Consider the following 24,338-nt stretch of genomic DNA (forward strand, 5'->3'; position numbering starts at 1 on the left):
TTTTCCGACAGTCGGTGCGCATGGCGCACCCTACTATCAGGTTCGGGCCTTGAAGCTGCGGCCGATGGCCTCGATGCCGGGCTGATAGTCGTTGTGTTCCACCGCCCGTAGTGCCCAGGTCAGTACGCGCTCGGCGATGCGTTCGTGCTGCTGGCTCATGGCATTGACCCGCAGTGGCAGAAAATCCAGCAACTGAGTGTCACCGAAGGTGGCCAGACGCACCGCGGGCCATTGCTCGCTGCCCTGTTCACGTAGGGCATCGAACACTCCTTCGAGCAGTACGTAGGCAGTGGTCAGCAAGGCATCCGGCGCGCCAACTTCATCCATCAGCGTTTTCATTTGCCGGTAGCCGCAGGCACGGCTGAACAGCTCGCCGTGGTAGACGCTGATGTGCCCGTCGAAACCCTTCAGTGCCGAATGAAAGCCGCGTTCGCGCGCCTGACTGATGACCAGCTCCGCACGTGCGCCAAGCAGGGCGATGTGCCGGAGCTTAGGCGTCAGCAGGCTTTCGGTCAGGGTACGCCCGGCCTGCTCGTCATCGCTGACCACGGAGCGGATGTGGGTGGGTGATAGCGCGCGGTCCACGGCTACAACAGGTAGGCCGGCGGCGACGATGGTCGGATACAGCGGGTCGTCTGGCGGCAGGCAGCTGGCGACGATCAGCGCCTCGCAGCGGCGTGAACGGAACAGCTCGATCAGCTGCCGCTCGCTGTTCGGGTCGTCGTCGGAGCTGGCGATCAGTAACTGATAGCCGGCGGCGCGGGCTTTCTGTTCGAGCAGCTTGGCCAGGCGCGCATAACTGGGGTTTTCCAGGTCCGGCAGGATGAACCCCAGGCAGCGGCTTTGCCCGCGGCGCAGGCTGGCAGCCTGCTGGTCCGGGCGATAGCCATGTTCCTCGACGACTGCCAAGACCTTGGCCACGGTCGCAGGGCTGATGCGCCGACGTTCGGCCTGACCGTTGATCACGTAGCTGGCGGTGGTCACCGAGACCTGAGCCAGGCGGGCGATGTCGCTGAGTTTCACGGGCGCAGCACCATACTGGTAAGGGATTTCGAGCGTGCAAGCGCGGGGAGTCTACACCGACTCGACGACGACCGGGCTTCAAGGATCACCCATTATCGGATAAGGTGCCAGCGTTTGATGAAACGTTTCAGCAGTCCGATTCATCACCTAGTCTTAACAGGCTGTTGAAGAACGTAGGCGAGGCAGGCAAGACAAGGCAAAAACGACCGAAAAAGCGCAGTTTACGTGCTGTAAATGAGCATTTTGAGGTCGTTTTTAACGCAGTATTGCCAACGCAGGTAGTTCTTCAGCGGTCTGTTAGCCAAAACAATAAGTCGGAGACCACCATGCTCGAACTCGATGCCAGCCAAATCCAGATGGGCCGGGCAGCGGCGGACAAGGGCGAAGCCCTGGCCATGCTTGGCGATGCGCTGGCCAGTGCCGGCCTGGCTACTGCGGCTTACCTCGAAGGCTTGCAGGCGCGCGAGGCGCAGGGTTCGACCTACCTCGGCCAAGGCATCGCCATCCCCCATGGCACGCCACAGACCCGCGATCAGGTTCTGCGCACTGGCGTCAGTCTGATCCAGTTCCCCGCGGGTGTGGATTGGGGCAACGGCCAGCAGGTGTACCTTGCCATCGCCATTGCCGCCCAATCCGACGAACACCTGCACCTGCTGCAACTGCTGACCCGCGCCTTGGGTGAGGGCGATCTGAGCCAGGCGTTGCGTGAAGCCCGCGAGCCGGCGCAGATACTCGAGCTGCTGCAGGGCGCACCGCAGGCGCTGGCACTGGACGGCCAACTGGTGGCGCTGGCGCAGCCGGCTGAAGACTTCGATGAATTGCTTTGGCAGGGCGCACGCCTGCTGCGTAAGGCTGGTTGCGCACGTAGCGGTTTTGCCCTCGGGCTGGCGCGTGGCGAGCCGCTACCGCTGGGCGATGGCCTGTGGTGGCTGCACAGCGAGACCAGCGTCGAGCGGCCCGGGCTGGCCTTCGTCACCCCGGCACAGTCGCTGACCTTTCGCGGTGAGGCGTTGCGCGGCCTGTTCTGCCTGGCCAGCCAGGGCGAGGCGCATCGTCAGGCGCTGGAGCGTCTGTGCGATGTGCTGATCGGTGGCCGCGCGGCGGCGTTCAGTGAAGCCAGCGACAGCCGCCAGGTGATCGAGGCGTTGGGCGGTGAAGTGCCGCCGGACTGGCCCAGCCTGAGTGTGCCGCTGCTCAATGCCCATGGCCTGCATGCACGACCGGCCAAGGCGCTGAGCGAGCTGGCGCAGGGTTTTGCCGGAGATATTCGTGTGCGCCTGCTCGGCGACTCGGGCGCCGGGGTCTCGGCCAAGAGCCTCAGCCGCCTGCTGGCGCTGGGTGCGCGGCGTGGTCAGATGCTCGAATTCAGCGCTGAACCGGCGATTGCCGACAGTGCGCTGCCGGCCATTCGCGCTGCACTGGAAAGTGGTCTGGGGGAAACGGTCGAGCCGTTGAGCGAAGCGCTGCCCGAAGTCGCAGCGCAGCTGGAGCCAGTCGAGGCCGTCGCTCCTGTCGCTGGAAGCCGTTTGCTGGCGGTCGGTGCTTCGCCCGGTATCGCCATCGGCCCGGCATTGGTGCGCACGCCGCCGATCTTTGATTTCGCCGAGCAGGGCCAGGGCGTCGAGCAGGAACGCGGGCGACTGGATTCAGCTCTGGCGACTGTCTCTGCGCAGATTCAGCGCCTGGTCGATGGCGCCGGCGTGGCGAGCATTCGGGAAATCTTCAGTGCCCACCAGGCCATGCTCGCTGACCCTGCGCTGCGCGAGGATGTCGACGGCCGCCTGGGCAAGGGCGCGAGCGCCGAATCGGCCTGGCAGGTCGAGGTCGAGGCGGCGGCCAAGCGTCAGGAGGCCTTACATGACCCATTACTGGCCGAACGGGCGGCTGATCTGCGTGATATCGGCAATCGTGTGCTGGCGCACCTCTGCGGTATCGAGCTGCCCAGCGAGCCGAATGAACCCTACATATTGGTGATGGCCGAAGTCGTGCCGTCGGACGTCGCTGGCCTCGACCGCCAGCGCGTCGCTGGCATCCTGACTGCGCGTGGTGGTGCTACCGCGCACAGCGCGATCATCGCTCGCGCCCTGGGGATCCCCTCCGTGGTCGGTGCCGGCGATGGTGTGCTGGCGTTGGCGCAAGGCACGCCGCTGCTGCTCGATGGCGACAGCGGCCTGCTGCGCATCGCCCCGGATGCGGCAGAGCGTGATCAGGCGCTGCATGAGCGCGAGGCCGCGCAGCAGCGTCGCGAGCAGGCGCATGCCGCACGCTTCGACGGTGCGCAGACCCAGGACGGCGTGCGTGTGGAAGTGGCGGCCAATATCGGCGCCAGCGGCGAAACCGCCGATGCCGTGGAGTTGGGCGCGGAAGCGGTGGGCCTGTTGCGCACCGAGCTGGTGTTCATGGAGCATGCCCAGGCGCCGGATCACGCCGTGCAGGAGCGCGAGTACCGGCGCGTACTCGATGCGCTGGCCGGTCGCCCGCTGGTGGTGCGCACCCTGGATGTCGGCGGCGATAAACCGCTGCCGTACTGGCCGATGCCGGCCGAGGAGAATCCCTTCCTCGGCGTGCGCGGCATTCGCCTGAGCCTGCAGCGTCCGGAGATTCTGGAAACCCAGCTGCGCGCCTTGCTCGCCTCGGCCGATGGCCGCCCGCTGCGCATCATGTTCCCCATGGTCGGCTCGGTGGAGGAATGGCGCGCGGCGCGCGATATGGTGCAGCGCCTGCGCGAAGAGATCGACGTGCGCGACCTGCAGATCGGCATCATGATCGAAGTGCCCTCGGCCGCGCTGTTGGCGCCGGTGCTGGCGCGCGAGGTGGACTTCTTCAGCATCGGCACCAATGACCTGACCCAGTACTGCCTGGCCATCGACCGCGGCCATCCGCAGCTGTCGGCACAGGCCGATGGTCTGCACCCGGCGGTGTTGCGCCTGATCGAGATGACCGTGACCGCAGCCCATGCTCAAGGCAAGTGGGTAGGTGTCTGCGGTGAGCTGGCCAGCGACCGTCTGGCCGTGCCGCTACTGGTCGGCCTTGGCGTGGACGAGCTGAGCGTGACACCGCGTTCGATTGCCCTGGTCAAAGCGCGCGTGCGCGAGTTGGACAGCCGCCAGGCGCGAACCCTGGCTGACCGTGCCCTGACCCTGGACAGTGCCAGCGCCGTGCGTGCGCTGGTGGCGGAGATGCACTGATGGCCCGAATTCTGACCCTGACCCTGAACCCGGCGCTGGACCTGACTCTGCGTCTCGACCGCTTGCAGCCCGGCGCGATCAACCGCTGCCATGAGCTGCGCAGTCACGCCGCCGGCAAGGGCCTTAACGTCGCCCAGGTGCTGGCCGACCTCGGCCACAGCCTTAGCGTCGGCGGCTTTCTCGGCCGCGCCAATACCGCGCCGTTCGAGAGCCTGATGCACAAGCGCGGTTTTCACGATCTGTTCGTCCGTGTGCCGGGCGAGACGCGCAGCAATATCAAGCTGGCCGAAGCCGACGGCTGTATCACTGACCTCAACGGCCCTGGCCCGCAGGTCGAGACCGAGCACCTGCAACGTCTGCAGGATGAGCTGGAGCCATTGCTCGCCGGATATGACGCCGTGGTGGTGGCCGGCAGCCTGCCGCGTGGTGTGACGCCTGAGTGGTTCGCCAGCCTGCTGCGGCGGATCAAGGCCAGCGGAGTGCCGCTGGCGGTCGATAGCAGTGGCGCGGCCCTGCAAGCGGCCCTGGGCGTCGCCCCCTGGCTGATCAAACCCAATGAAGAAGAACTGGCCGAGGTATGCGGCGGCGACCTGTCTGCCGCCGTGCAGGCGCTGCGTGCGCAGGGTATCGAGCACGTGCTGTTGTCACGTGGCGCAGACGGCGTCGACTGGCACGGCCCGGACATTGCCCTGCGCGCCACGCCGCCGCGTGTCGAGGTCGCCAGCACGGTCGGCGCCGGTGACTCGCTGCTGGCGGCCAGCCTGCACGGCCTGCTCGAAGGCTGGCCGGCCGAGCGCACCTTGCGCCTGGCCACGGCTGTGGCGGCGCAAGCGGTCACCCAGATCGGCTTCGGTATCCATGATCGCGAGCAACTGGCCCGCTTCGAAGCGGCCGTGCAATTGCACCCTTTAGAAAAATAAGAGGCACCCACCATGAATGTGCTGATCGTCACCGCCTGCCCCAATGGCCAGGTTACCAGCGTGCTGTGTTCGCGCCTGCTACAGGCCGCCGCCGAGCGTCTGGGCTGGCAAACCCGTGTCGAGGTGCATGACGCGCGCGCGATTGGCTCGCCGTTGAGCGCGGCCGAGATCGCCGCTGCCGACTGGGTGCTGGTGGTCAAGACCGGTGAGCTGCCGCTGAGCCGCTTCGCCGGCAAACGCTTGCTGCAGGCCACGCCGGCCGAGGCGCTGGCCGACCCGCAGCGTTTCCTGCAGGACGCCGCCGAGCGCGCCCAGCCCCATGCTGACAGCACCGAGGCGGTGCCCAGTGTTCGACGCCGGCTGGTCGCGGTCACCGCTTGCCCGACCGGGGTGGCGCACACCTTCATGGCCGCCGAAGCGCTGCAGCAGGCGGCATTGCGCATGGGCCTGGACCTGCAGGTGGAAACCCGCGGTTCGGTCGGTGCGCGCAACCTGCTCGACGATGCCGCCATCGCGGCTGCCGATGCTGTGCTGCTGGCCACCGATATCGAGGTGGATACCAGCCGCTTTGCCGGCAAGAAGGTCTACCGCTGTGGCACCGGGGTGGCGCTAAAGCAGCCGCAGCAGACGCTGGAAAAGGCCTTGAGCGAGGCGCGACCATTGAGCGAGGCCGCGCCTGCCGAAGGCAATGCGGCCAGCAGCGAGAAATCTGGCCCTTACAAGCACCTGCTCACCGGCGTGTCCTACATGCTGCCGATGGTGGTGGCGGGCGGCTTGCTGATCGCCCTGTCGTTCGTCTTCGGTATCGAGGCGTTCAAGGAGGAGGGCACCCTGGCCGCTGCGCTGATGAAGATCGGCGGCGAGACCGCGTTCCAGCTGATGGTGCCGCTGCTGGCCGGCTACATCGCCTATTCCATCGCCGATCGTCCTGGCCTGGCGCCAGGGATGATCGGTGGGTTGCTCGCCAGCTCGCTGGGCGCCGGTTTTATCGGCGGTATCGTCGCTGGCTTCATCGCCGGCTATTCAGCCAAGGCCATTGCCCGCTGGGTGCGCTTGCCGGACAGTCTGGAGGCGCTCAAGCCGATTCTGATCATCCCGCTGCTGGCCAGCCTGATCACCGGCCTGGCGATGATCTATATCGTCGGCAGTCCTGTGGCTGATGTGTTGCAGTCGCTCACCCAGTTCCTCGACAGTATGGGCAGCACCAATGCCATCCTGCTTGGCGCATTGCTCGGCGGCATGATGTGCGTGGATCTCGGCGGGCCGATCAACAAGGCGGCCTATGCTTTTTCGGTCGGTCTGCTGGCGTCGAGCAGCTATGCGCCGATGGCTGCGACCATGGCCGGCGGCATGGTGCCGCCGATCGCCATGGCCATCGCCACCGTGCTGGCACGGCGCAAGTTTGCTCAGAGCGAGCGCCAGGCCGGCAAGGCGGCCGGGGTGCTGGGGCTGTGCTTCATCTCCGAGGGAGCGATTCCGTTCGCCGCGAAGGACCCGCTGAGGGTGATCCCGGCCAGCATTGCCGGTGGTGCGCTGACCGGCGCACTGTCGATGTACTTCGGCTGCAAGCTGATGGCGCCGCACGGCGGGCTGTTCGTGCTGCTGATTCCCAACGCCATCAACCATGCGCTGCTGTACCTGCTGGCCATCGTCGCCGGCAGCCTGCTCACCGGCGTGCTGTATGCGCTGATCAAGCAGCCTGAGGCGCAGCCGCTGGCGATTGGGGCGCAATAAGCGCAGGGTCCGTTGCCTCGGTTACACTGAGTTGAACAGCGCCGGGCAAGTAGGAGTCTGTTGAAGGGGGCTATGCGCCGATGCGCTGCGATGGCCCCCTTTGGCTGCGTGGCGCAGTCGCCCTCATAAAGAAAGGATCTTTTGTCGATGACCCAAGCTCTCGCGCATCGCTGGCGCTTCTTCCGTGCCGGTGGCTTCGATCAGGTGCAACTTGAAACCCCGGCGGATCTCGCCGCTCTGCGCGGCCTGGACCAGAAACTCTGGGCCAGCCTGGCCTGCCCGGTGAACAACCTGGAACTGGACCGGCGCATGCTGCAATACATCGACCTGAACAAGGACGGTCGTATCCGTGCTCCGGAAATTCTCGATGTGGTGGATTGGACGCTGGCACGCCTGCGTGATCCGGCCGTGCTGTTCCAGGAGGGACCGCTGCAGTTGTCGTCGCTCACCGACGACGCCGTAGGCACACGCCTGGGGCTGGCGGCTCGGCGCCTGCTGGGCGTGCTCGGGCGGTCCGATGCCGAGAGCCTGACGCCGGCTGATACCGCTGATCTGGCGAAGTTGTTCCCGCCGCACGAATCCAATGGCGATGGCCTGGTGCCTGCCAGCATGACCGACGATGCCGAGCTCAAGGCCGCCATCACCGACATCATCGCCTGCCTGGGGGCGAAGACCGATCGCAGTGGCGAGCCCGCCATCGGCGCCGAGCAGATCACCGCCTTCTTCGATCAGGCGCGTCAGCTGCATGCCTGGCATGCGCGCGCCGCCGAACAAGGGCTGGATGCTTTCGGTGAAGGCACGGTGACGGCAGTTGAAGCGTTGAGCGCTGTGCGCGCGAAGATCGACGATTACTTCACCCGCGTGGCCATGGCCGAGTTCGACCCGCGTGCCGCCGCCTTGATGAATGCCAAGGAAGAGGAGCTGGTGCGTCTGGCATCGCTGTCGCTGGCAGATGCCGGCGAGGTCGCGGGCTTGCCGTTGGCAACGGTGCAGCATGGTGACGAGCTGCCGCTGAGCAAGGGGCTAAACCCGGCGTGGCAGGGCGCAGTCGATGAATTTCGCCAGCGTGTGGTAGTGCCGGTGTATGGCGAGCAGGACAGCCTGTCGCGCGAGCAGTGGCAGCATCTGGTCGCATTGTGCGGCAACTACCTGGCCTGGCGCGCCGAGACGCCGAAGGTGGCGATTGCCGAGGTGCTCGAACGCGGCCGTATTCTCGAACTGGTGGAGCAGGGCGCCGAAGTGCGCCTGCTGGCGCTGGTAGAAGAGGACAAGACCGTGGCCGAAGCGGCGGACGGGTTGGTCGAGCTGGACAAGCTGATTCGCCTGCGTCATGGCCTGGTCACACTGCTGCGCAACTTCGTGTCCTTCCAGACGTTCTATTCGCGTCACGAGAAGGCCGTTTTCCAGGCCGGGGTTCTGTATATCGACGGCAAGAGCTGCGAGTTGGTGGTGGAGGTCGAGAATGTCGAAGCCCACGCCAAGGTGGCAGCGGCCAGTGATTGCTTCCTGCTCTACTGCGCCTGCACCCGTCGCGGTGAGCCGGTGCGCGGCAAGGAAAGCCTGAATATCGTGGTGGCGGTGACTGCCGGCAGCGAGGGTGATTTGCAGGCGGGGCGCCACGGGCTGTTCTACGACCGCGACGGTAACGACTGGGATGCCACGGTGGTCAAGGTGGTACAGCATGCGATCAGTATTCGCGAGGCGTTCTGGTCGCCGTATCGGCGTATTTCCAAGCTGGTTTCCGATCAGGTGCAGAAGCTTGCGGCCAGTCGTGACGCCGACATGGTCAGCAAGACCGCCGCCAAGGTCGGTGAAACCGGTGCAGCGCCAGCCGTCACGCCTACCCCGGCGTTCGACATCGCCAAGTTCGCCGGTATCTTCGCGGCCATCGGACTGGCGGTCGGTGCCCTGGGCACGGCGCTGGCGGCAGTGGTCACGGGGATTCTGTCGCTGGTCTGGTGGCAGATTCCATTGCTGTTTATCTGTGTGCTGCTGGCCATCTCCGGGCCGGCCATGCTGCTGGCCTGGTTCAAGCTGCGCCGCCGCAGTCTGGGGCCGATTCTCGATGGTAACGGCTGGGCGGTGAATGCTCAGGCACGCATCAGCATTCCCTTCGGCACCGCGCTCACGCAAATGGCGACAATACCCAAGGGTAGCGACCGCGCATTGCGCGATCCTTATGCCAACAAGCCGGTGGTGTGGCCCTGGATCATCGCGCTGTTGCTCGTGCTGGGTGTGGGGTATTACGCCTGGAGCAATGGGGTGTTCAGCCCGGAGCCGCAGGTGCCGGCTGAGGCAGTGGCGCCTGTTCAGGACGCTGCGCAGTAGGTGCTTGTCTCCCCTCTCCCGCTTGCGGGAGAGGGGCCGGGGGAGAGGGGCATCCGGCAACGCCGAGTCGTCTGTATCACCCTCTCCCATGAATGGGAGAGGTGGCGTTCGTGCTAAGGCGTGGCTAGTCTGTTGCCTGCCAACACGCGCCAGTCATGCCGCTCAACCCGCCAACAGCTCCGCCACCCAGCGGGGCAATTGCTCGGTGGCCGGGCCATAGCGCTTCTCGGTGAATAGCGAATGGCCCTGGCTCGGCTCCAGATTGATCTCCAGCGTATGCGCGCCCGCGCGACGCGCCTGTTCGACGAAGCCCGCCGCCGGGTAGACATGGCCCGAGGTGCCGATGCTGACGAACAGCTCACACTGCTCCAGCGCGTCGTAGATGCGTTCCATGTGATAGGGCATCTCGCCGAACCAGACGATATCCGGGCGCAATGTACCGACCAGGCCGCAGCAGGTGCATGCCTGCGTGACCGGCATGTCGTCCAGCAGCGGAAAACGCTGCTGGCTATTGCTGCACAGCATCGACTGCAACTCACCGTGCATATGCAACAGGCGTTTGGAGCCGGCGCGTTCGTGCAGGTTGTCGACGTTCTGCGTGACCAGCAGAAACTCGCCTTGCCAGGCAGCCTCCAGCTCGGCCAAGGCCAAGTGCCCGGCATTCGGTGCGATGGCCGCATCGCGCAACTGCGCGCGGCGCATGTCGTAGAAGCGCTGTACCAGTGCCGGATCGCGGGCAAAGCCTTCGGGTGTGGCCACCTCTTCGATGCGGTGGTCTTCCCAGAGACCGTCAGCGGCGCGGAAGGTGCGGATGCCGCTCTCGGCGGAGATACCGGCGCCGGTGAGAATGACGATATTGGGATGGGGCATGGCGGCTCCGAAGCAGGTGCATTGCTGCAACTCTAAGCCAATTGCCAATCCGTAGGGTGTGCCGCGTGCACCTGGGCAAAGGTGTTGGTGCGCGCGGCACACCCTACATGTTGGTCAGTCGGCAATGGCGGGTTGCACCCGCCCTACGCGGTTATTGGCGCAACCGGATCTGCTCCGCTTGTCCTGCACGGCTAAAGATGGCCACCTGTTGATCAATTAGCAGCCGGTTTTTCTACACTCTGTAGAGCGTTGGGTGGCGACACGTCCAGCATACGGCTTTGCAAGTGCAGCCTTACTCGCAGAATCGCTGAACTCTATCCCTCACTTCGCATCCACAGATCACGGCCCCGATCTCCGGGGGCAGCGTTTCGGGGAGCGAGCAATGACTGACAACAACAAGGCGCAGCTCCTGCGCTTCACGCTTACGGTTTGGGCGACAGTCGTTCTGGGCGCGCTGCTGGCGCTCGGTGGCGCTTATCTGCTGTGGCTGGGCGGTTCCTGGTACTACCTGCTGGCCGGCCTCGGCCTGCTGTTGGTGGGCGTGCTGGTTCATCGCCGTCAGCGCGCGGCGCTGTGGCTGTATGCCCTGGTGTTGCTGGCGAGCCTGGCCTGGACAGTCTTCGAGGTGCGTTTCGATTGGTGGCAGATGGCGCCGCGCATCGACCTGTGGTGCGTGCTCGGCCTGTGGCTACTGCTGCCCTGGATCAACCGGCATATCGCGCCTGGGCAACCCTGGCGTGACGGTGCCAGCGTGATGCTGGGTATCGGCCTGCTGCTGGGAGCGGGCATGGCTGGTTATTCGTTGACGCAGGACTATCATCGCTTGCCCGGCCGTTTCGACGAGCCGCGCATGGCCGCTGCCGGTGTGGCGACAGCCAGTCGTTCGGCCAGCGAATGGACTGCCTACGGCGGCTCGTCGCGTGGCGAGCGCTATGCCAGTGCCGAGCAGATCACCACGGCCAACGTCGGGCGGCTGAAGAAAGCCTGGGAATTCCACACGAGGGATCTGCCCGGTGAGGGCGACCCCGGCGAGATTACCAATCAGGTGACGCCGCTCAAGGTCGGTGACAACCTGTTCATCTGCACGCCGCACAGCATCGCCATCGCGGTGGATGCCGACACCGGCGAGGAGCGCTGGCGCTTCGACCCGGCGATCAACCGTCAGGCCGAGTATTACCAGCACATGACCTGCCGTGGTCTGGCTTACCACGATGCGGCAGCCTATCGCGGCCCACTGATTGCCGCCCGAGATGGCGCGGCGCCGGAGCCTTCGCCAGCGACAACAGCGCGCTGCACCCAGCGACTGTTCCTGCCGACCAACGATGCCACGCTGTACGCGCTCGATGTGCATGACGGCAAGCCGTGCGAGGACTTTGGCGAGGCCGGCATGGTCGACCTCAAGGTGGGCCTGGGCGACGATGCGCTGGGCATCTACCTGCCCACCTCGCCACCGGTGGTCACCGAGAAGCTGGTGATAGTCGGTGGTTCGGTGACCGACAACGGCTCGGTGGATTCGCCGGGTGGAGTGATCCGTGCCTACGACATACGCACCGGTGCGCTGGTGTGGAACTTCGACCCTGGCCGCCCCGATGCCACCGAGCCGCTGCCAGCCGGCGAGACCTACGTGCGCAGCACGCCAAACTCCTGGACCATCGCCACGGCGGACGAGGCACTGGGCCTGGTGTACATCCCGATGGGCAACCAGACGCCGGATCAGTGGGGTGTGCAGCGCAGCGCCGAGGCCGAACGTTTCACCGCGGCGCTGGTGGCGCTGGACCTGGAAACCGGCAAGGTGCGTTGGGAATTCCGCACCGTGCATCATGACCTCTGGGATCGCGACCTGCCGTCTCAGCCCACCCTGGTGGATATCGAAGGCGCTGATGGGCCGGTGCCGGCGATCATCCAGCCGACCAAGCGCGGCGATCTCTATGTGCTTGACCGGCGCAACGGTGAGCCCATCGTGCCGGTCAGCGAGCATCCGGTGCCGCAGGGTACGGTGGAGGGCGACTTCACCGCGCCGACCCAGCCGGCATCAAAACTCAGCTATGCCCCTGACGAGCCGCTGCGCGAACGCGACATGTGGGGCGGTACGCCCTTCGATCAGTTGATCTGCCGCATCCAGTTCCATCGCCTGCGTTACGAGGGCGACTTCACGCCGCCATCGGAGCAGGGATCGTTGATCTACCCGGGCAACGTCGGCGTGTTCAACTGGCCATCGGTGGCGGTCGACCCGCAGCGGCAGATTCTGTTTGGCGCGCCCAACTATCTGGCGTTCGTGTCGCGTCTGGTCAAGCGCGAGGAGGCGCAGGATGTTCGTTATGGCAGTGGCGAAACCGGTCTGCAACCCAATCGTGGCGCGCCTTACATGGTCAGCCTGAAGCCGTTTCTTTCGGTCCTCGGCCTGCCTTGCCAGGCGCCGCCATGGGGCACTGTCACGGCGGTGGACCTGCGCAGCATGGACAAGGTCTGGCAGCGCAAGAATGGCACCAGCCGCGACAGTGCCCCCTTGGGCATTCCCCTGACAGTCGGCGTGCCGAACCTCGGCGGCCCGTTGGTCACTGCTGGTGGTCTGGGCTTTCTCAGCGGCACGCTGGACTACTACCTGCGCGCCTACGACATGCGCACCGGCGAGGAACTTTGGAAGGACAGGCTGCCGGCTGGCGGCCAGGCCACGCCTATCAGCTACGTGTCGGAGAAGACCGGCAAGCAATATGTGGTGGTAATGGCCGGCGGGCACGGCTCGTTCGGTACGCGCCTGGGCGATTCTCTGGTGGCCTGGACGCTGGAGGAGGATGAGTAGATAGCACAAGGCCCGCAGAGCGGGCCTTGTTCGATGGATCAGTGATGCTCGCGCGTCGCGCGGAATTTCACCTCCGGCCAACGCTCTTCCATCAGGCTGAGGTTGACGCGGGTCGGGGCCAGGTAGGTGAGGTGGCCACCGCCGTCGACGGCGAGGTTCTCATAGGCCTTGTCCTTGAACTCCTTGAGCTTCTTCTCGTCGCTGCATTCGATCCATCGCGCCGACCAGACGTTGATCGCCTCGTAGGCGCACTCGACCTTGTATTCCTCCTTCAGGCGGCTGGCGACCACGTCGAACTGCAGCACACCGACGGCGCCGAGCACGATGTCGTTGTTGCGCTCGGGGAAGAACACCTGAGTGGCGCCTTCCTCGGCCAGTTCCTGCAGGCCCTGGCGCAGCTGCTTGGATTTCAGCGGGTCTTTCAGGCGTACGCGGCGGAACAGTTCCGGGGCGAAGTGCGGGATACCGGTGAAGCCCAGGTTCTCGCCTTCGGTGAAGGTGTCGCCGATCTGGATGGTGCCGTGGTTGTGCAGACCGATGATGTCGCCGGCATAGGCTTCTTCCAGGTGCTCACGCTCGCTGGAGAAGAAGGTCAGCGCGTCGCCGACGCGCACGTCCTTGCCCAGGCGCGCGTGGCGCATCTTCATGCCCTGGGTGTACTTGCCCGAGCAGATGCGCATGAAGGCGATGCGGTCCCTATGCTTCGGGTCCATGTTCGCCTGGATCTTGAACACGAAGCCGGAGAACTTCTCCTCGGTCGGCTCCACGTTGCGCTCGTTGGCGGCGCGCGGCAGCGGGCGCGGCGCCCAGTCGACCACGGCATCGAGTACGTGATCGACGCCAAAGTTGCCCAGTGCGGTGCCGAAGAATACCGGGGTCATCGTGCCCTTGAGGAAGGCGTCTGGCTCGAACGTGTGGCAGGCACCCTGCACCAGCTCCAGCTCTTCGACGAAGCGCTCGTACATGTCGCCGAGGTGGCTACGCGCCTCGTCGGAATCCAGATTCTGGATGATCTTGGCTTCGGTGCGCTCATGGCCGTGACCCGGGGTGTAGACGATGATGTAGTCGCCGGTCAGGTGGTAAACGCCCTTGAAGTCCTTGTAGCAGCCGATCGGCCAGGTGATCGGCGCGGCCTTGATGTTGAGCACCGCCTCGATTTCGTCGAGCAGCTCGATGGGGTCGCGGATGTCGCGGTCGAGTTTGTTGATGAAGCTGACGATGGGCGTGTCGCGCAGGCGGCAGACGTCCATCAGGGCGATGGTACGTGGCTCGACGCCCTTGCCGCCGTCGAGCACCATCAGCGCACTGTCCACCGCCGTAAGGGTGCGGTAGGTGTCTTCGGAGAAGTCTTCGTGGCCGGGGGTGTCGAGCAGGTTGATCATGTGTTCGCGGTACGGGAACTGCATCACCGAGGTGGTGATGGAGATGCCGCGCTGCTTCTCCATCTCCATCCAGTCGGAGGTAGCGTGACGGTCGGATTTACGCGACTTCACGGTGCCGGCCACTTCGATGGCCTTGCCCATCAGCAGCAGCTTTTCGGTGATGGTGGTTTTACCGGCGTCCGGGTGGGAAATGATGGCGAAAGTACGGCGCTTGGCGACTTCGGCGGCCTGGGTGGTCATGAATATGTGCCTGGATGGAGTCGTTGAGGGTGCCTTGGCACCCGTAAAACGCGGGATTATACCGATAACTGTGCGCTCTGGCGGAGAGCGGCCATCGGTTTTCAGGTGGGCCGGTAGGTGATGCTGACGGGCCGTGCAGTAGATGCGTAAATATCGCGTAAATGAATGGTTATGAAAATTATTCCCATATAGAGTAGCCGCCCGTCGCAGTGGGTCAGGGTAAGGGTGGCTCCGTCGTGTTCAAGAAAATCATCTTCCAGCTGCACTGGTTCTTCGGTATCAGTGCCGGCTTGGTGCTGGCCGTCATGGGGATCACCGGCGCCCTTTATAGTTTCGAGGGCGAGATAACCCGGGCGCTTAACGCCGAGCGCTGGCAGATCCAGCCCAGTGCACAGGGGCATCTCACGCCAGGCGAGTTGGCTGCGAAGATCGAGGCCGTTACCGCTGATCGTGTTACTGCGTTGTGGGTCGACGGTCGCCATGACGGGCCTGGCACTGCTTTTCTTATGCCACCGCCGGGCGAGCGCCGCGGGCCGCGCATCCCTTTCGACCCCTACACCGGGGAGGTGCTGGCCGAGCCCATTGGTCAGGATTTCTTCCACCTGATGCTGATGCTGCACCGCTTTCTATCAATGGGCGAGGTAGGCAAGCAGATCACCGCTGCCAGCACGCTGGCGCTGCTGTTCTTCTGTTTCTCTGGCCTGTACTTGCGCTGGCCGCGCAAGGCTTTGAGCTGGCGCACCTGGCTGACCCTGGACTGGAAGAAGAAAGGCCGCAGCTTCAACTGGGATCTGCACGCAATCGCCGGCACCTGGGCGCTGTTGTTCTATCTTTGTGCTGGCCTCACCGGTCTGTACTGGTCCTATGACTGGTACCGCGACGGACTGACACGCATGCTCTCCGATACCCTGCCCGAGCAGCGCGGTGAGCGTGGTCGTGGCGGCCGTCAGGTGCCCAGCGGTCCTGCGCCGGAAGTTGACTACGACGCTGTGTGGCAGAGCATCCAACAAACTGCCGGCTCCGGGCTGGTTGCCTGGAACTTGCGCTTACCGCCGGTGGCCGGTCAGCCGGCGACGGTCTTCTATGTACTCGATGGCGCCGAGCATGTGCGCGCCTTGAACCAGTTCCAGATCGATCCGAAAAGTGGCGAAGTCAGCCGCCATGAACGCTACGCCGACAAGAGCTTCAAGGCGCAGCTGCTGGCCAGCATTTATGCGCTGCACGTCGGCGAGTACTTCGGCATGCCAGGGCGTATCCTGATGATGCTGGCTACCGGAGCCATGCCGCTGTTCTTCGTCACTGGCTGGCTGCTGTACCTGGATCGTCGACGCAAGAAGCGCGCGGCGCTGGCTGCACGTGGTGCCTTGAAGGGCGGCGATTCTGGCGAGGGTTGGCTGGTTGGTTTCGCCAGCCAGAGTGGCTTCGCCGAGCAACTGGCCTGGCAGAGTGCCGGGCAGTTGCAGGCTGCGGGTATCCCGGTGCGGGTCGAGCCGCTCTCGCGCCTCGACGCTGACAGCCTGAGCCGCACGCAGAAGGCGCTGTTCGTGGTCAGCACCTTCGGTGATGGCGAGGCGCCGGATGCCGCGCAGGGCTTCGAGCGCAAGGTGCTGGGTGGCTCGCTGCCGCTGGGGCAGTTGAGTTATGCCGTGCTGGCGCTGGGGGATCGGCAGTACGAGCATTTCTGCGGTTTCGCCCGCCGCATCAACGACTGGCTGGGGTTGCAGGGTGCGCATCGCCTGTTCGACAGCGTTGAGGTCGACGGCGACGACCAGGCCGCCCTGCAGCACTGGCATCAGCAGTTGAGCGAGCTGACCGGCGCCGCGCCGATTCGCTTCGAGGAGATGCCGTGGCAGAACTGGCCGTTGGTCGAGCGACGTCTGCTCAATCCAGGCAGTCAGGGTGCTGCGGTGTTCTTCATCAGCCTCATACCGCCTGCACAGAGTACCTGGCAAGCCGGCGATATCCTGGAGATTCGCCCGCGCCATGCACATGAGCGGGTGCAAGCCTGGCTGCAGCACTCCGGTTTCGGCGGCTTTGAGCCGGTAGTGCTTGATGGCCAGACGACGAGCCTGAGCGAGGCCTTGGCCGAACGGCAATTGCCGGACAGCTTCGCTCACCTGGTTGGCTTGCACGCTCAGGCGTTGATCGATGCGCTGGTGCCGCTGGGCACGCGGGAATATTCCATCGCCTCGGTCGCCGCCGATGGCGTGCTGCAACTGATCGTGCGTCAGGCCGTGCAAGCCGATGGCAGTCTGGGCCTTGGCTCCGGCTGGCTGACCGAGTACCTGCCCGAGGGTGGTCAGGTACTGGCGCGGGTACGACGCAATAGCGGCTTCCACCTGCCTGAGGATGACCGCCCGTTGATCCTGATCGGCAACGGCACCGGCCTGGCCGGCCTGCGCTCGCTGTTGCGCGCACGTATCCTGGCAGGGCAGGCACGCAACTGGCTGCTGTTCGGCGAGCGTAACCGCGCCCAGGATTTCTTCTGTGGCGAGGAGATAGAAGCGGCGCTGAGCAGGGGTGAGCTGCAGCACCTGGATCTGGCGTTCTCCCGCGACCAGGCCGAGAAACGCTATGTGCAGGCTCTGCTGCGCGAGCAGCACGAGCGCCTGCGTGCCTGGCTGGCCGAGGGCGCGGCGATCTATGTCTGCGGCAGCCTGCAAGGCATGGCCGGCGGTGTCGATGCGGTGCTGCGTGAGCTACTTGGCGATGAGACGGTGGACGATCTGGTCGAGGAAGGGCGCTATCGGCGCGACGTGTATTGAGCCGGTGGGCGAGCGGTGCAAGCCGCTCGCCGTGAGGTGCTGCAATGGCACTGAAACACGGCTGCGCCAAACTGGCTGAAAGCCCCGCCTGTTCAGCATTTCAGAACGTTTTGTGTGATATCTGGAACGAGATGAAATTAGCAGGAATTTCCGGTTGATCTGAGGGGCGCATGGTCTTAAAGTCCGCGCCCGAACGTCCATGCTGGAAACGATCCATCCGGCTCAAGTACTGACGACGAGAGGTTGCCGGCCGGCTTATGGTCGGTACCGGTGATGCTCGGCGACATGCCTTGGGAAGTAGGCGAACCAAAGTGGGGAAACTGTCAGACGTTCAGGCCAGCGTTTAGCGCGGCCAGCCCCGACACGTAGCGGAACCTGTAAGCGGTTCTGCTGCCCGAATCAATGTGTTCCCGGTTTTGCCATTGGAGTCCCCAGCATGTCGATCAAGGTCGAAGACTATTACGCACCCGCCACTTTCCAGCGCATGAAGGCGTTCGCCGATCAGCACGAAACCCCGTTCGTGGTGATCGACCGTCAGATCATCGCCGATGCCTACGATCAGCTGGGCAACTGCTTCCCGTTCGCCAAGATCTACTACGCGGTCAAGGCCAACCCGGCCACCGAGATCATCGAGTTGCTGCGCGACAAGGGGTCGAGCTTCGACATCGCCTCGATCTACGAGCTGGACAAGGTCATGGCCACCGGTGTCGGCCCCGAGCGCATCAGCTACGGCAACACCATCAAGAAATCCCGCGATATTCGTTACTTCTTCGACAAGGGCGTGCGCCTGTTCGCCACCGACTCCGAAGCCGACCTGCGCAACATCGCCAAGGCCGCGCCGGGCTCGAAGATTTATGTGCGTATTCTCACTGAAGGCTCGACCAGCGCCGACTGGCCGCTGAGCCGCAAGTTCGGCTGCCAGCCGGACATGGCCCTGGACCTGCTGATCCTGGCCAAGCAACTGGGCCTGGTGCCCTACGGCATCTCCTTCCACGTCGGTTCGCAACAGCGCGACATCGATGTCTGGGACGCAGCCATCGCCAAGGTCAAGGTGATCTTCGAGCGCCTCAAGGAAGAAGACGGCATTACCCTGCAGATGATCAACATGGGCGGTGGCTTCCCGGCCAACTACATCCAGCGCACCAATGACCTGGAAACCTACGCCGAGGAAATCACCCGCTTCCTCAAGGAAGACTTCGGTGATGAACTGCCGGAAATCATCCTCGAGCCGGGTCGTTCGCTGATCGCCAACGCCGGTGTGCTGGTATCGGAAGTGGTACTGGTGGCGCGCAAGTCGCGTACCGCCGTCGAGCGTTGGGTGTATGCCGACGTGGGCAAGTTCAGCGGCCTGATCGAAACCATGGACGAAGCCATCAAGTTCCCCATCTGGACCGAGAAGAAGGGCGAGATGGAAGAGGTGGTGATCGCCGGCCCGACCTGCGACAGCGCCGACATCATGTACGAGAACTACAAGTACGGCCTGCCGCTGAACCTGGCCAGCGGTGACCGCCTGTACTGGCTGTCCACCGGTGCCTACACCACCAGCTACAGCGCTGTGGAGTTCAACGGCTTCCCGCCGCTGAAGTCTTACTACCTGTAAGCGCCACTGCAGGCCATGAACGCCCACCTCGTGTGGGCGTTTGCATTTCTGGCGGCAGGTGCCGTATTTGCAGATTAACTAGCGGGATAGAGCGCCCCAATGAGCACAGGGACGGTTATTACGTCGACTTTGCGGGGCAGAGCATTGGCATCCCTATAGGCTTCGGCCAGCGAAGGGTTCGGTATTCGGTTTGACCAGAAAGCAAAACGCCAGCCCAAGGGCTGGCGTTTTGCTTGTTGCGGTTGTGGTCAGAATTCGATCACTGCCGACAGCCACAGGCGACGACCTTCTTCCATGACACCAGTGGTGGACTGGGTGCTCTGGATATAGTCCGTACCGTAGGCCGTGCCATTGGCTGCACCACTATTGGCGTAAGTGGTGTAGGCCTTGCCTTTGACGAAGTCTTTGTCGAGCAAGTTGTAGATCGCTGCGTTGAGCGTCACGTTTTCCGAGGCTTTGAACGAGCCACCGAGGTGGAACAGGGTATAGGCCTTGGTGTTCTTGCCGAGGGTGTCGTAGATCGACTGGTTGGTGGAGTAGCTGCCGTTGGTGTTGGCCAGGTTCTCGTACTTCGATGTGAAGCGAGCACGTTCACCACGGTATTCGCTCTTCAGCCAGAGGTTCAGGCGATCGGTGGTCTGCCAAGCCAGCTTCGCATTGGCCAGGTGTTCCGGGGTATTAGTCAGCGGCTCACCCTTGTTGTCGCCGCTCTTCTGCTCGCTGTCGGTGTAGGTGTAGTTCGCGCTCAGCGTCCAGGCCGGAGCGAAGTTCCAGCTGGCGGCCAGCTCGAGGCCTTGGGTCACCGCTTCGTCGATATTGACCTGTTGAGAGCAGGTACCGGCTGGAAGCCCGCCACTTGCTGGGTTGCCACTGCACAGGGGGTCAGTAACTGGATCTCCGGTGGCGATCTTGTCCTTGAACTTGTTATGGAACAGAGTGGCGTTGGCATTGAAGCCGGACAGACTGTCGAAGTAGACACCAAACTCGGTGCTGGTAGTCGTTTCCGGTTTCAGGTCAGGATTGCCGATGGTGATGACGGAGCCTTGGCTGGTGACGCCGTTGATGCCGCCATGCAGGTCGTTCAGATCCGGAGTCTTGTAGCCACGGCTGATACCACCTTTGAGTGTCCAGCTGTCCGTGGTATTCCATACCAGATAGGCACGCGGGCTGACATGGCCGCCGAAGGCTTCATGGTCGTCATAGCGCGCGCCCAACGTCAGGGCCAGATCATCACGCAAGCGCCATTCATCTTCGGCGAAGACTGCCCAGGTTTTCTGTTCGAAATCATCTAGGGCGATGCCGTCGGTCATTTCGGCTTTCCACCACTGACCGCCGAGGGTGGCAATGTGCGACTCACCTATTGGGGCTACGAGTTTGCTGTCGAAAACCAGGTTGGTTGTCTCCAGATCACGATCATCACCAATTAGCGTGCCTGGGATGCCGGAGCTATTGCCGATAATGTCACCTGGAATGGTACGACCGATGGTTTCGGTGCGATTGTGCATCAGGCTGGAGTCCAGAGTCCCGAAACCCAGGCGCGCTGTGTGAGTCAAGGCGATCTGCTCGCGTTCGAATCGTAGCTCGTCGGCATAGCCATTGGCGGTGGTAGCGCTGGCAGTACAGTCGCGGTTCTGGCCGTCGAGGCTGCCGAGCTGGCATTCGTCGTTGTTGTACTTCTGGCGGCCGCGTTCAATATCCAGGCCGAAATCGTGATTCTCATGAGGAGTTAGAGTCAGGCGTGCTCCCAGATTGTTGGTACGGCCATCGACTGGAGAGGGGCCACGCTTGCTGACATCCACGCCGTTGCCGTAGCTCAGGTCGGACTCCTCGCGATTGAACAGGCTGCCCCGTACCTGCAAGCCGAGCAGGTCCTCGATCAGCGGGCCGCTCGCGTAGATGCTGGTGTTACGGGTATCACCGAAGTCGCGATTTTCCTGGTAGGTGTAATCCTGGGTCAAAGAGCCAGCCCATTCCTTGCCGACCTTGCGGGTGATGATATTGATCACGCCACCCATGGCATCCGAACCATACAGGGTCGACATTGGCCCACGAATCACTTCGATACGCTCAATGGCGGACATCGGTGGCATGAAGCTGGTGGACGTCTCACCGAAGCCATTGGGCGTGACGTTGCCGGCAGCGTTCTGACGGCGGCCGTCGATCAGGATCAGGGTGTACTGGCTGGGCATGCCGCGGATGCTGATATTCAGCCCGCCGGTCTTGCCAGTACCCTGGCCGATGTCGATACCTTCCACATCGCCTAATGCCTGGGCCAGGTTGCTGTAGCGCTTCTGCTGCAGTTCTTCGCGGCTGATCACGCTGATGCTGGCGGGGGCTTCGGTGATCTTCTGCTCGAAGCCGGAGGCGCTGACGACCACGTCGCCCAGAGCGATGGGCTCGTTGGCCTGGGCGCCGAAGCTGGCGGCCAAGGCAATGGCGCTGGCCAAGGCGGTACGGGAATTGAGGGCGGACATCGATCTACTCCTGGCGGTAAGAGAGTGCAGTCGTAACGGTTGCAGACGGCCGGGATGATAGTGATTTGCATATAAGGTTCAATTGCAGATGATGCTGGTATCCATGTCATCAGGCTGGAGAGGCCGTGGCGACTGGGCTGCAAGCAGATGTAAATTTTGTAAATGCGATTAATTCTCGAGTGTTGAGCGGGCTTTACGCATGCTTTCCGGGCGTTCTAAGCTGCCGCAATGAACCGTATTCTCCTGAACTGCGACATGGGCGAGGGCTTCGGTGCCTGGCGCATGGGCGACGATGAACTGGCCATGCCGCTGATCGATCAGGCCAACCTGGCGTGCGGCTTCCATGCAGGCGATCCGCTGATCATGGCGCGCTGTGTCGAGCTGGCCGTGGCGCATGACGTGAGCATTGGCGCGCATCCGTCCTATCCGGATCTGCAAGGCTTTGGTCGGCGTCATCTGCAGTGCTCGCCGGAGGAGGTCCGCGCACTGGTGCTGTATCAGGTCGGGGCGCTGGATGCCTTTTGCCGAGCGCGCGGTTGCCAGTTGGCCTACGTCAAACCGCATGGCGCGCTTTATAACGATCTGGTGCGTGACGATGCGTTGCTGATGGCGGTGCTGGATGCCTGTGCCAGCTACCGCAAGGGCCTGCCGCTGATGGTGTTGGCGCTGGCTGACAATGACCGGGAGCTGCGTCTGGCTGACGAGGCCGATGTGCCGCTGATGTTCGAGGCGTTCGCCGACCGCGCCTACCTGTCAGATGGGCAGCTGGCGCCACGCCGTCTCAGCGGCGCGGTGCATCAGGAGCCCGAGCGTATCCTTGGCCAGGCGCTGGCCATTGCCAGCGGCGAGCCGTTTGCCGATATCGATGGCAAGCCGCTGCGGTTGCGGGCCGACAGCCTCTGCGTGCATGGCGACAATCCCGAGTCCCTGGCGGTGCTGCGCCGCTTGCGTGCGCGGCTGGATGCGCTCTGAGCAATCAGTCGGGCTGCCAGTCCAGGGTCAATTCTTCCTGCCAGGCAAAGCGCTCGAAGTGACTGCCGACGACGCCTTCCAGGCGATGCAGGTCCTCGCTGTTGGTGCTTTCAACCAGCAGGCGCAGGCCCTGGTTTTCCGCTTTCAGGGTCGCCAGGCCAGCGCCGAACTCGATGCGCCCCTGTTGTTCATCGAAGCTGACCGGGATCTTGTGTGCGAAGTGCTTGCACAGCCGGCTGATATAGCGCGCCGGGATGTCGGTTGCGACGAAGGCACTGCTGCTGAATGGAGTCATGGACATTCCTCTGGTTTATTGGCGTTCGGAGCGGTCGCCTGCGTCAGCGCTCGGTTCAGTACGCCAAGGTAAAACGCTGGCGGATATGCTGCGGTCGCTCGGTTTCATCGATCAGCGCCACGGCCAGGTCGGCAACCGAAATGCTGCCCGGCTCATCGCCATTCATCAGCAGTTCGTCGTGACCCAGACGAAATTTGCCTGTGCGTGGCCCCGGAACGAGCAGGGCGGCGGGCGAGAGAAAGGTCCACTCTAGCTGAGCCTCCTCGTGCAGCATGTTCAGCGCCTGGCGTGCGCCCTCGGCGCCTTCCTTGTACTCGGCAGGAAAGTCCGGGGTGTCGATCAATTGCACGCCAGGGGCGACATAAAGGCTGCCGGCACCGCCGACAACCAGCAGGCGTTTGATGCCAGCCTGCTTGCTCGCCGCGATGATCGAGCGGCTGCCGGCTATGAACTGTTCACGAATCTCTGCCACGCCCCAGCCCGGGTTGAAGGCGCTGATCACCGCGTCATGGCCACGCAACTGCTCGGCCAGCGCTGTGCTGTCGTGAACGTCCGCCTCAATGGAGTTCAGCTGCGGATGCGCGCTCAGCTTTTGCGGGTGGCGTACCAGTGCGGTGACCTGATGACCGCGGTTCAATGCCTCTTGCAGCAGCGGTGCGCCCACATAACCAGTGGCGCCGATCAGAGCGATCTTCATGAGGTAATCCTTGGTAGGTGATGGTTGATACATGATCACCGCTGGATAAAGTCTGGAAAAAGTGGCCTTATGCACTTTGATAATTAAGCAGGGCTTCATAATGGAGCAACTCAAGCGCATGGCATTGTTCGCTACCGTGGTGCAAAAGGGCTCGATGGTGGCAGCTGCCGAAGCCATGGGCATGACGGCTTCTGCGGTCAGTCAGCAGATGCGCCGACTGGAGGAGGCCACTGGCGTCACGTTGCTGCACCGCACCACACGCAAACTGACCCTGACCGAGGCCGGCGCGCAGTTCTATGAAAGCTGCCGACAGATAGTCGAACTGGCCGAGCGAGCCGAGCAGCGCCTGGCCGAGCAGCGTGATGCGCCGGTGGGCGAGTTGCGTGTCGCCGCCCCGGTCGGGTTTTCCGGACCGTTGCTGAGCGAAGCGCTGGCGCCGTTGCTCGGTGCCCATCCGGGGTTGAGCCTGAGCCTGTTCTTTCACGATGAGCAGATTGACCTGATCGAATCACGTATCGACCTGGCCATCCGTGTCGGCCGCCAGGAGGACTCCAGTCTGGTGGCTCGTTACGTGACCGACTGGCGCATGATCCTGTGCGCAGCTCCAGCCTACCTGGCCCGCGTTGGCTTACCCGTCGAACCGTCGCAGTTGCTCAAGCTCGACTGGATCGGTCTGCATCTGGAGCGTAGCCAGCACCTGACCTTGCATGGCCCTGGTGGAGCACAGCAGCGCCTGCGGCTGGAGACGCGCATCAGCTGCAACAACATCCTGGCCGCGCGCCAGTTCACCCTGTCGGGTATGGGCGTGTCGTTGCAGCCTGAGCCGGAAATCCGTGAACTGCTTGCTCGCGGCGAGCTGTTGTCGCTGCTGCCGGATTGGCAACTGGAACCCATCGGCCTGCATATCGTTACCCCTCGGCGCGACGCTCAGCCGGCCAAAGTGCGCTATGCCATCGAGGCGCTCAGGCGTCATCTGGTCAGTGCCTGAACAGAGGGAGTCGGCATCTGCCCCGCGCTGTGAGAGGATGGCCCCTGAAAGTCCGCCTCTGG

Annotated in this window: 15 protein-coding genes; 9 read left to right on the plus strand and 6 right to left on the minus strand. The window is 63.7% G+C overall.

Features of this window, described 5'->3' with window-relative positions:
- Positions 1 to 36: 36 nt before the first annotated feature.
- Entirely contained in the window at positions 37 to 1,023 is a 987-nt protein-coding gene (cra, locus tag CXP40_RS03800) for a catabolite repressor/activator (protein WP_106732640.1), read from the minus strand.
- Between the two features lie 326 nt (positions 1,024 to 1,349).
- On the opposite strand from cra, the gene ptsP reads away from it, so the two are divergent.
- The 4 genes from ptsP (at position 1,350) to CXP40_RS03820 (ending at position 9,193) form a co-directional block, all read left to right on the plus strand.
- On the plus strand, positions 1,350 to 4,211 hold the full coding sequence (gene ptsP, locus CXP40_RS03805) for a phosphoenolpyruvate--protein phosphotransferase (RefSeq protein WP_106732642.1): 2,862 nt from the start codon (positions 1,350 to 1,352) through the stop codon (positions 4,209 to 4,211).
- A complete protein-coding gene (pfkB, locus tag CXP40_RS03810) occupies positions 4,211 to 5,131 on the plus strand; it encodes a 1-phosphofructokinase (RefSeq protein ID WP_106732643.1) in 921 nt (306 codons plus the stop codon). Before ptsP ends, pfkB begins: the two co-directional genes overlap by 1 nt.
- Before the next feature lie 12 nt (positions 5,132 to 5,143).
- Complete coding sequence (locus CXP40_RS03815) at positions 5,144 to 6,865, plus strand: fructose-specific PTS transporter subunit EIIC (RefSeq protein ID WP_106732644.1); 1,722 nt, start codon at positions 5,144 to 5,146, stop codon at positions 6,863 to 6,865.
- Between the two features lie 147 nt (positions 6,866 to 7,012).
- Complete coding sequence (locus CXP40_RS03820) at positions 7,013 to 9,193, plus strand: hypothetical protein (RefSeq protein WP_106732645.1); 2,181 nt, start codon at positions 7,013 to 7,015, stop codon at positions 9,191 to 9,193.
- A gap of 162 nt (positions 9,194 to 9,355) precedes the next feature.
- Here the strand turns inward: CXP40_RS03820 and cobB are convergent, their stop codons facing one another.
- A complete protein-coding gene (cobB, locus tag CXP40_RS03825) occupies positions 9,356 to 10,063 on the minus strand; it encodes a Sir2 family NAD+-dependent deacetylase (RefSeq protein WP_106732647.1) in 708 nt (235 codons plus the stop codon).
- A gap of 382 nt (positions 10,064 to 10,445) precedes the next feature.
- Here cobB and CXP40_RS03830 point away from each other — a divergent pair, with 382 nt between their 5' ends.
- Positions 10,446 to 12,863 (plus strand): membrane-bound PQQ-dependent dehydrogenase, glucose/quinate/shikimate family, encoded by a 2,418-nt coding sequence (locus CXP40_RS03830; RefSeq protein ID WP_106732649.1) that lies wholly within the window; start codon positions 10,446 to 10,448, stop codon positions 12,861 to 12,863.
- 38 nt (positions 12,864 to 12,901) lie between these two features.
- Here CXP40_RS03830 and CXP40_RS03835 read toward each other — a convergent pair whose 3' ends face one another.
- Positions 12,902 to 14,485 (minus strand): peptide chain release factor 3, encoded by a 1,584-nt coding sequence (locus tag CXP40_RS03835; protein WP_106732651.1) that lies wholly within the window; start codon positions 14,483 to 14,485, stop codon positions 12,902 to 12,904.
- Between the two features lie 236 nt (positions 14,486 to 14,721).
- On the opposite strand from CXP40_RS03835, the gene CXP40_RS03840 reads away from it, so the two are divergent.
- Together CXP40_RS03840 and CXP40_RS03845 are read left to right on the plus strand one after the other, a co-directional pair.
- Positions 14,722 to 17,250 (plus strand): sulfite reductase flavoprotein subunit alpha, encoded by a 2,529-nt coding sequence (locus CXP40_RS03840; protein ID WP_177429624.1) that lies wholly within the window; start codon positions 14,722 to 14,724, stop codon positions 17,248 to 17,250.
- Positions 17,251 to 17,686: 436 nt separating this feature from the next.
- On the plus strand, positions 17,687 to 18,850 hold the full coding sequence (locus CXP40_RS03845) for a type III PLP-dependent enzyme (protein ID WP_017678861.1): 1,164 nt from the start codon (positions 17,687 to 17,689) through the stop codon (positions 18,848 to 18,850).
- A 248-nt stretch (positions 18,851 to 19,098) separates the two neighbouring features.
- Here the strand turns inward: CXP40_RS03845 and CXP40_RS03850 are convergent, their stop codons facing one another.
- Positions 19,099 to 21,324, minus strand: coding sequence for a TonB-dependent receptor domain-containing protein (locus CXP40_RS03850; RefSeq protein ID WP_106732654.1), 2,226 nt, complete (start codon positions 21,322 to 21,324; stop codon positions 19,099 to 19,101).
- Positions 21,325 to 21,552: 228 nt separating this feature from the next.
- Here CXP40_RS03850 and CXP40_RS03855 point away from each other — a divergent pair, with 228 nt between their 5' ends.
- Positions 21,553 to 22,296 (plus strand): 5-oxoprolinase subunit PxpA, encoded by a 744-nt coding sequence (locus CXP40_RS03855; RefSeq protein WP_106732656.1) that lies wholly within the window; start codon positions 21,553 to 21,555, stop codon positions 22,294 to 22,296.
- A 4-nt stretch (positions 22,297 to 22,300) separates the two neighbouring features.
- Here CXP40_RS03855 and CXP40_RS03860 read toward each other — a convergent pair whose 3' ends face one another.
- Positions 22,301 to 22,591, minus strand: a complete 291-nt coding sequence (locus CXP40_RS03860; protein ID WP_106732657.1) for a DUF2218 domain-containing protein — start codon at positions 22,589 to 22,591, stop codon at positions 22,301 to 22,303.
- Positions 22,592 to 22,646: 55 nt separating this feature from the next.
- A complete protein-coding gene (locus CXP40_RS03865) occupies positions 22,647 to 23,288 on the minus strand; it encodes an NAD(P)-dependent oxidoreductase (protein ID WP_106732658.1) in 642 nt (213 codons plus the stop codon).
- 100 nt (positions 23,289 to 23,388) lie between these two features.
- On the opposite strand from CXP40_RS03865, the gene CXP40_RS03870 reads away from it, so the two are divergent.
- On the plus strand, positions 23,389 to 24,276 hold the full coding sequence (locus tag CXP40_RS03870; protein WP_106732660.1) for a LysR family transcriptional regulator: 888 nt from the start codon (positions 23,389 to 23,391) through the stop codon (positions 24,274 to 24,276).
- The last annotated feature ends 62 nt before the right edge of the window (positions 24,277 to 24,338 follow it).

It is taken from the genome of Pseudomonas sp. YY-1 (genome assembly GCF_002843095.1).
Lineage (GTDB): Bacteria > Pseudomonadota > Gammaproteobacteria > Pseudomonadales > Pseudomonadaceae > Aquipseudomonas > Aquipseudomonas sediminis_A.

What these genes read in the sequence shown, in the direction of transcription:
- CXP40_RS03835 (WP_106732651.1), bottom strand. Translation starts at nt 14,485, where the DNA reads ATGACCACCCAGGCCGCCGAAGTCGCCAAGCGCCGTACTTTCGCCATC.
- pfkB (WP_106732643.1), top strand. Translation starts at nt 4,211, where the DNA reads ATGGCCCGAATTCTGACCCTGACCCTGAACCCGGCGCTGGACCTGACT.
- CXP40_RS03820 (WP_106732645.1), top strand. Translation starts at nt 7,013, where the DNA reads ATGACCCAAGCTCTCGCGCATCGCTGGCGCTTCTTCCGTGCCGGTGGC.
- cobB (WP_106732647.1), bottom strand. Translation starts at nt 10,063, where the DNA reads ATGCCCCATCCCAATATCGTCATTCTCACCGGCGCCGGTATCTCCGCC.
- ptsP (WP_106732642.1), top strand. Translation starts at nt 1,350, where the DNA reads ATGCTCGAACTCGATGCCAGCCAAATCCAGATGGGCCGGGCAGCGGCG.
- CXP40_RS03865 (WP_106732658.1), bottom strand. Translation starts at nt 23,288, where the DNA reads ATGAAGATCGCTCTGATCGGCGCCACTGGTTATGTGGGCGCACCGCTG.
- CXP40_RS03860 (WP_106732657.1), bottom strand. Translation starts at nt 22,591, where the DNA reads ATGACTCCATTCAGCAGCAGTGCCTTCGTCGCAACCGACATCCCGGCG.
- CXP40_RS03855 (WP_106732656.1), top strand. Translation starts at nt 21,553, where the DNA reads ATGAACCGTATTCTCCTGAACTGCGACATGGGCGAGGGCTTCGGTGCC.
- CXP40_RS03850 (WP_106732654.1), bottom strand. Translation starts at nt 21,324, where the DNA reads ATGTCCGCCCTCAATTCCCGTACCGCCTTGGCCAGCGCCATTGCCTTG.
- CXP40_RS03870 (WP_106732660.1), top strand. Translation starts at nt 23,389, where the DNA reads ATGGAGCAACTCAAGCGCATGGCATTGTTCGCTACCGTGGTGCAAAAG.
- CXP40_RS03815 (WP_106732644.1), top strand. Translation starts at nt 5,144, where the DNA reads ATGAATGTGCTGATCGTCACCGCCTGCCCCAATGGCCAGGTTACCAGC.
- CXP40_RS03845 (WP_017678861.1), top strand. Translation starts at nt 17,687, where the DNA reads ATGTCGATCAAGGTCGAAGACTATTACGCACCCGCCACTTTCCAGCGC.
- CXP40_RS03830 (WP_106732649.1), top strand. Translation starts at nt 10,446, where the DNA reads ATGACTGACAACAACAAGGCGCAGCTCCTGCGCTTCACGCTTACGGTT.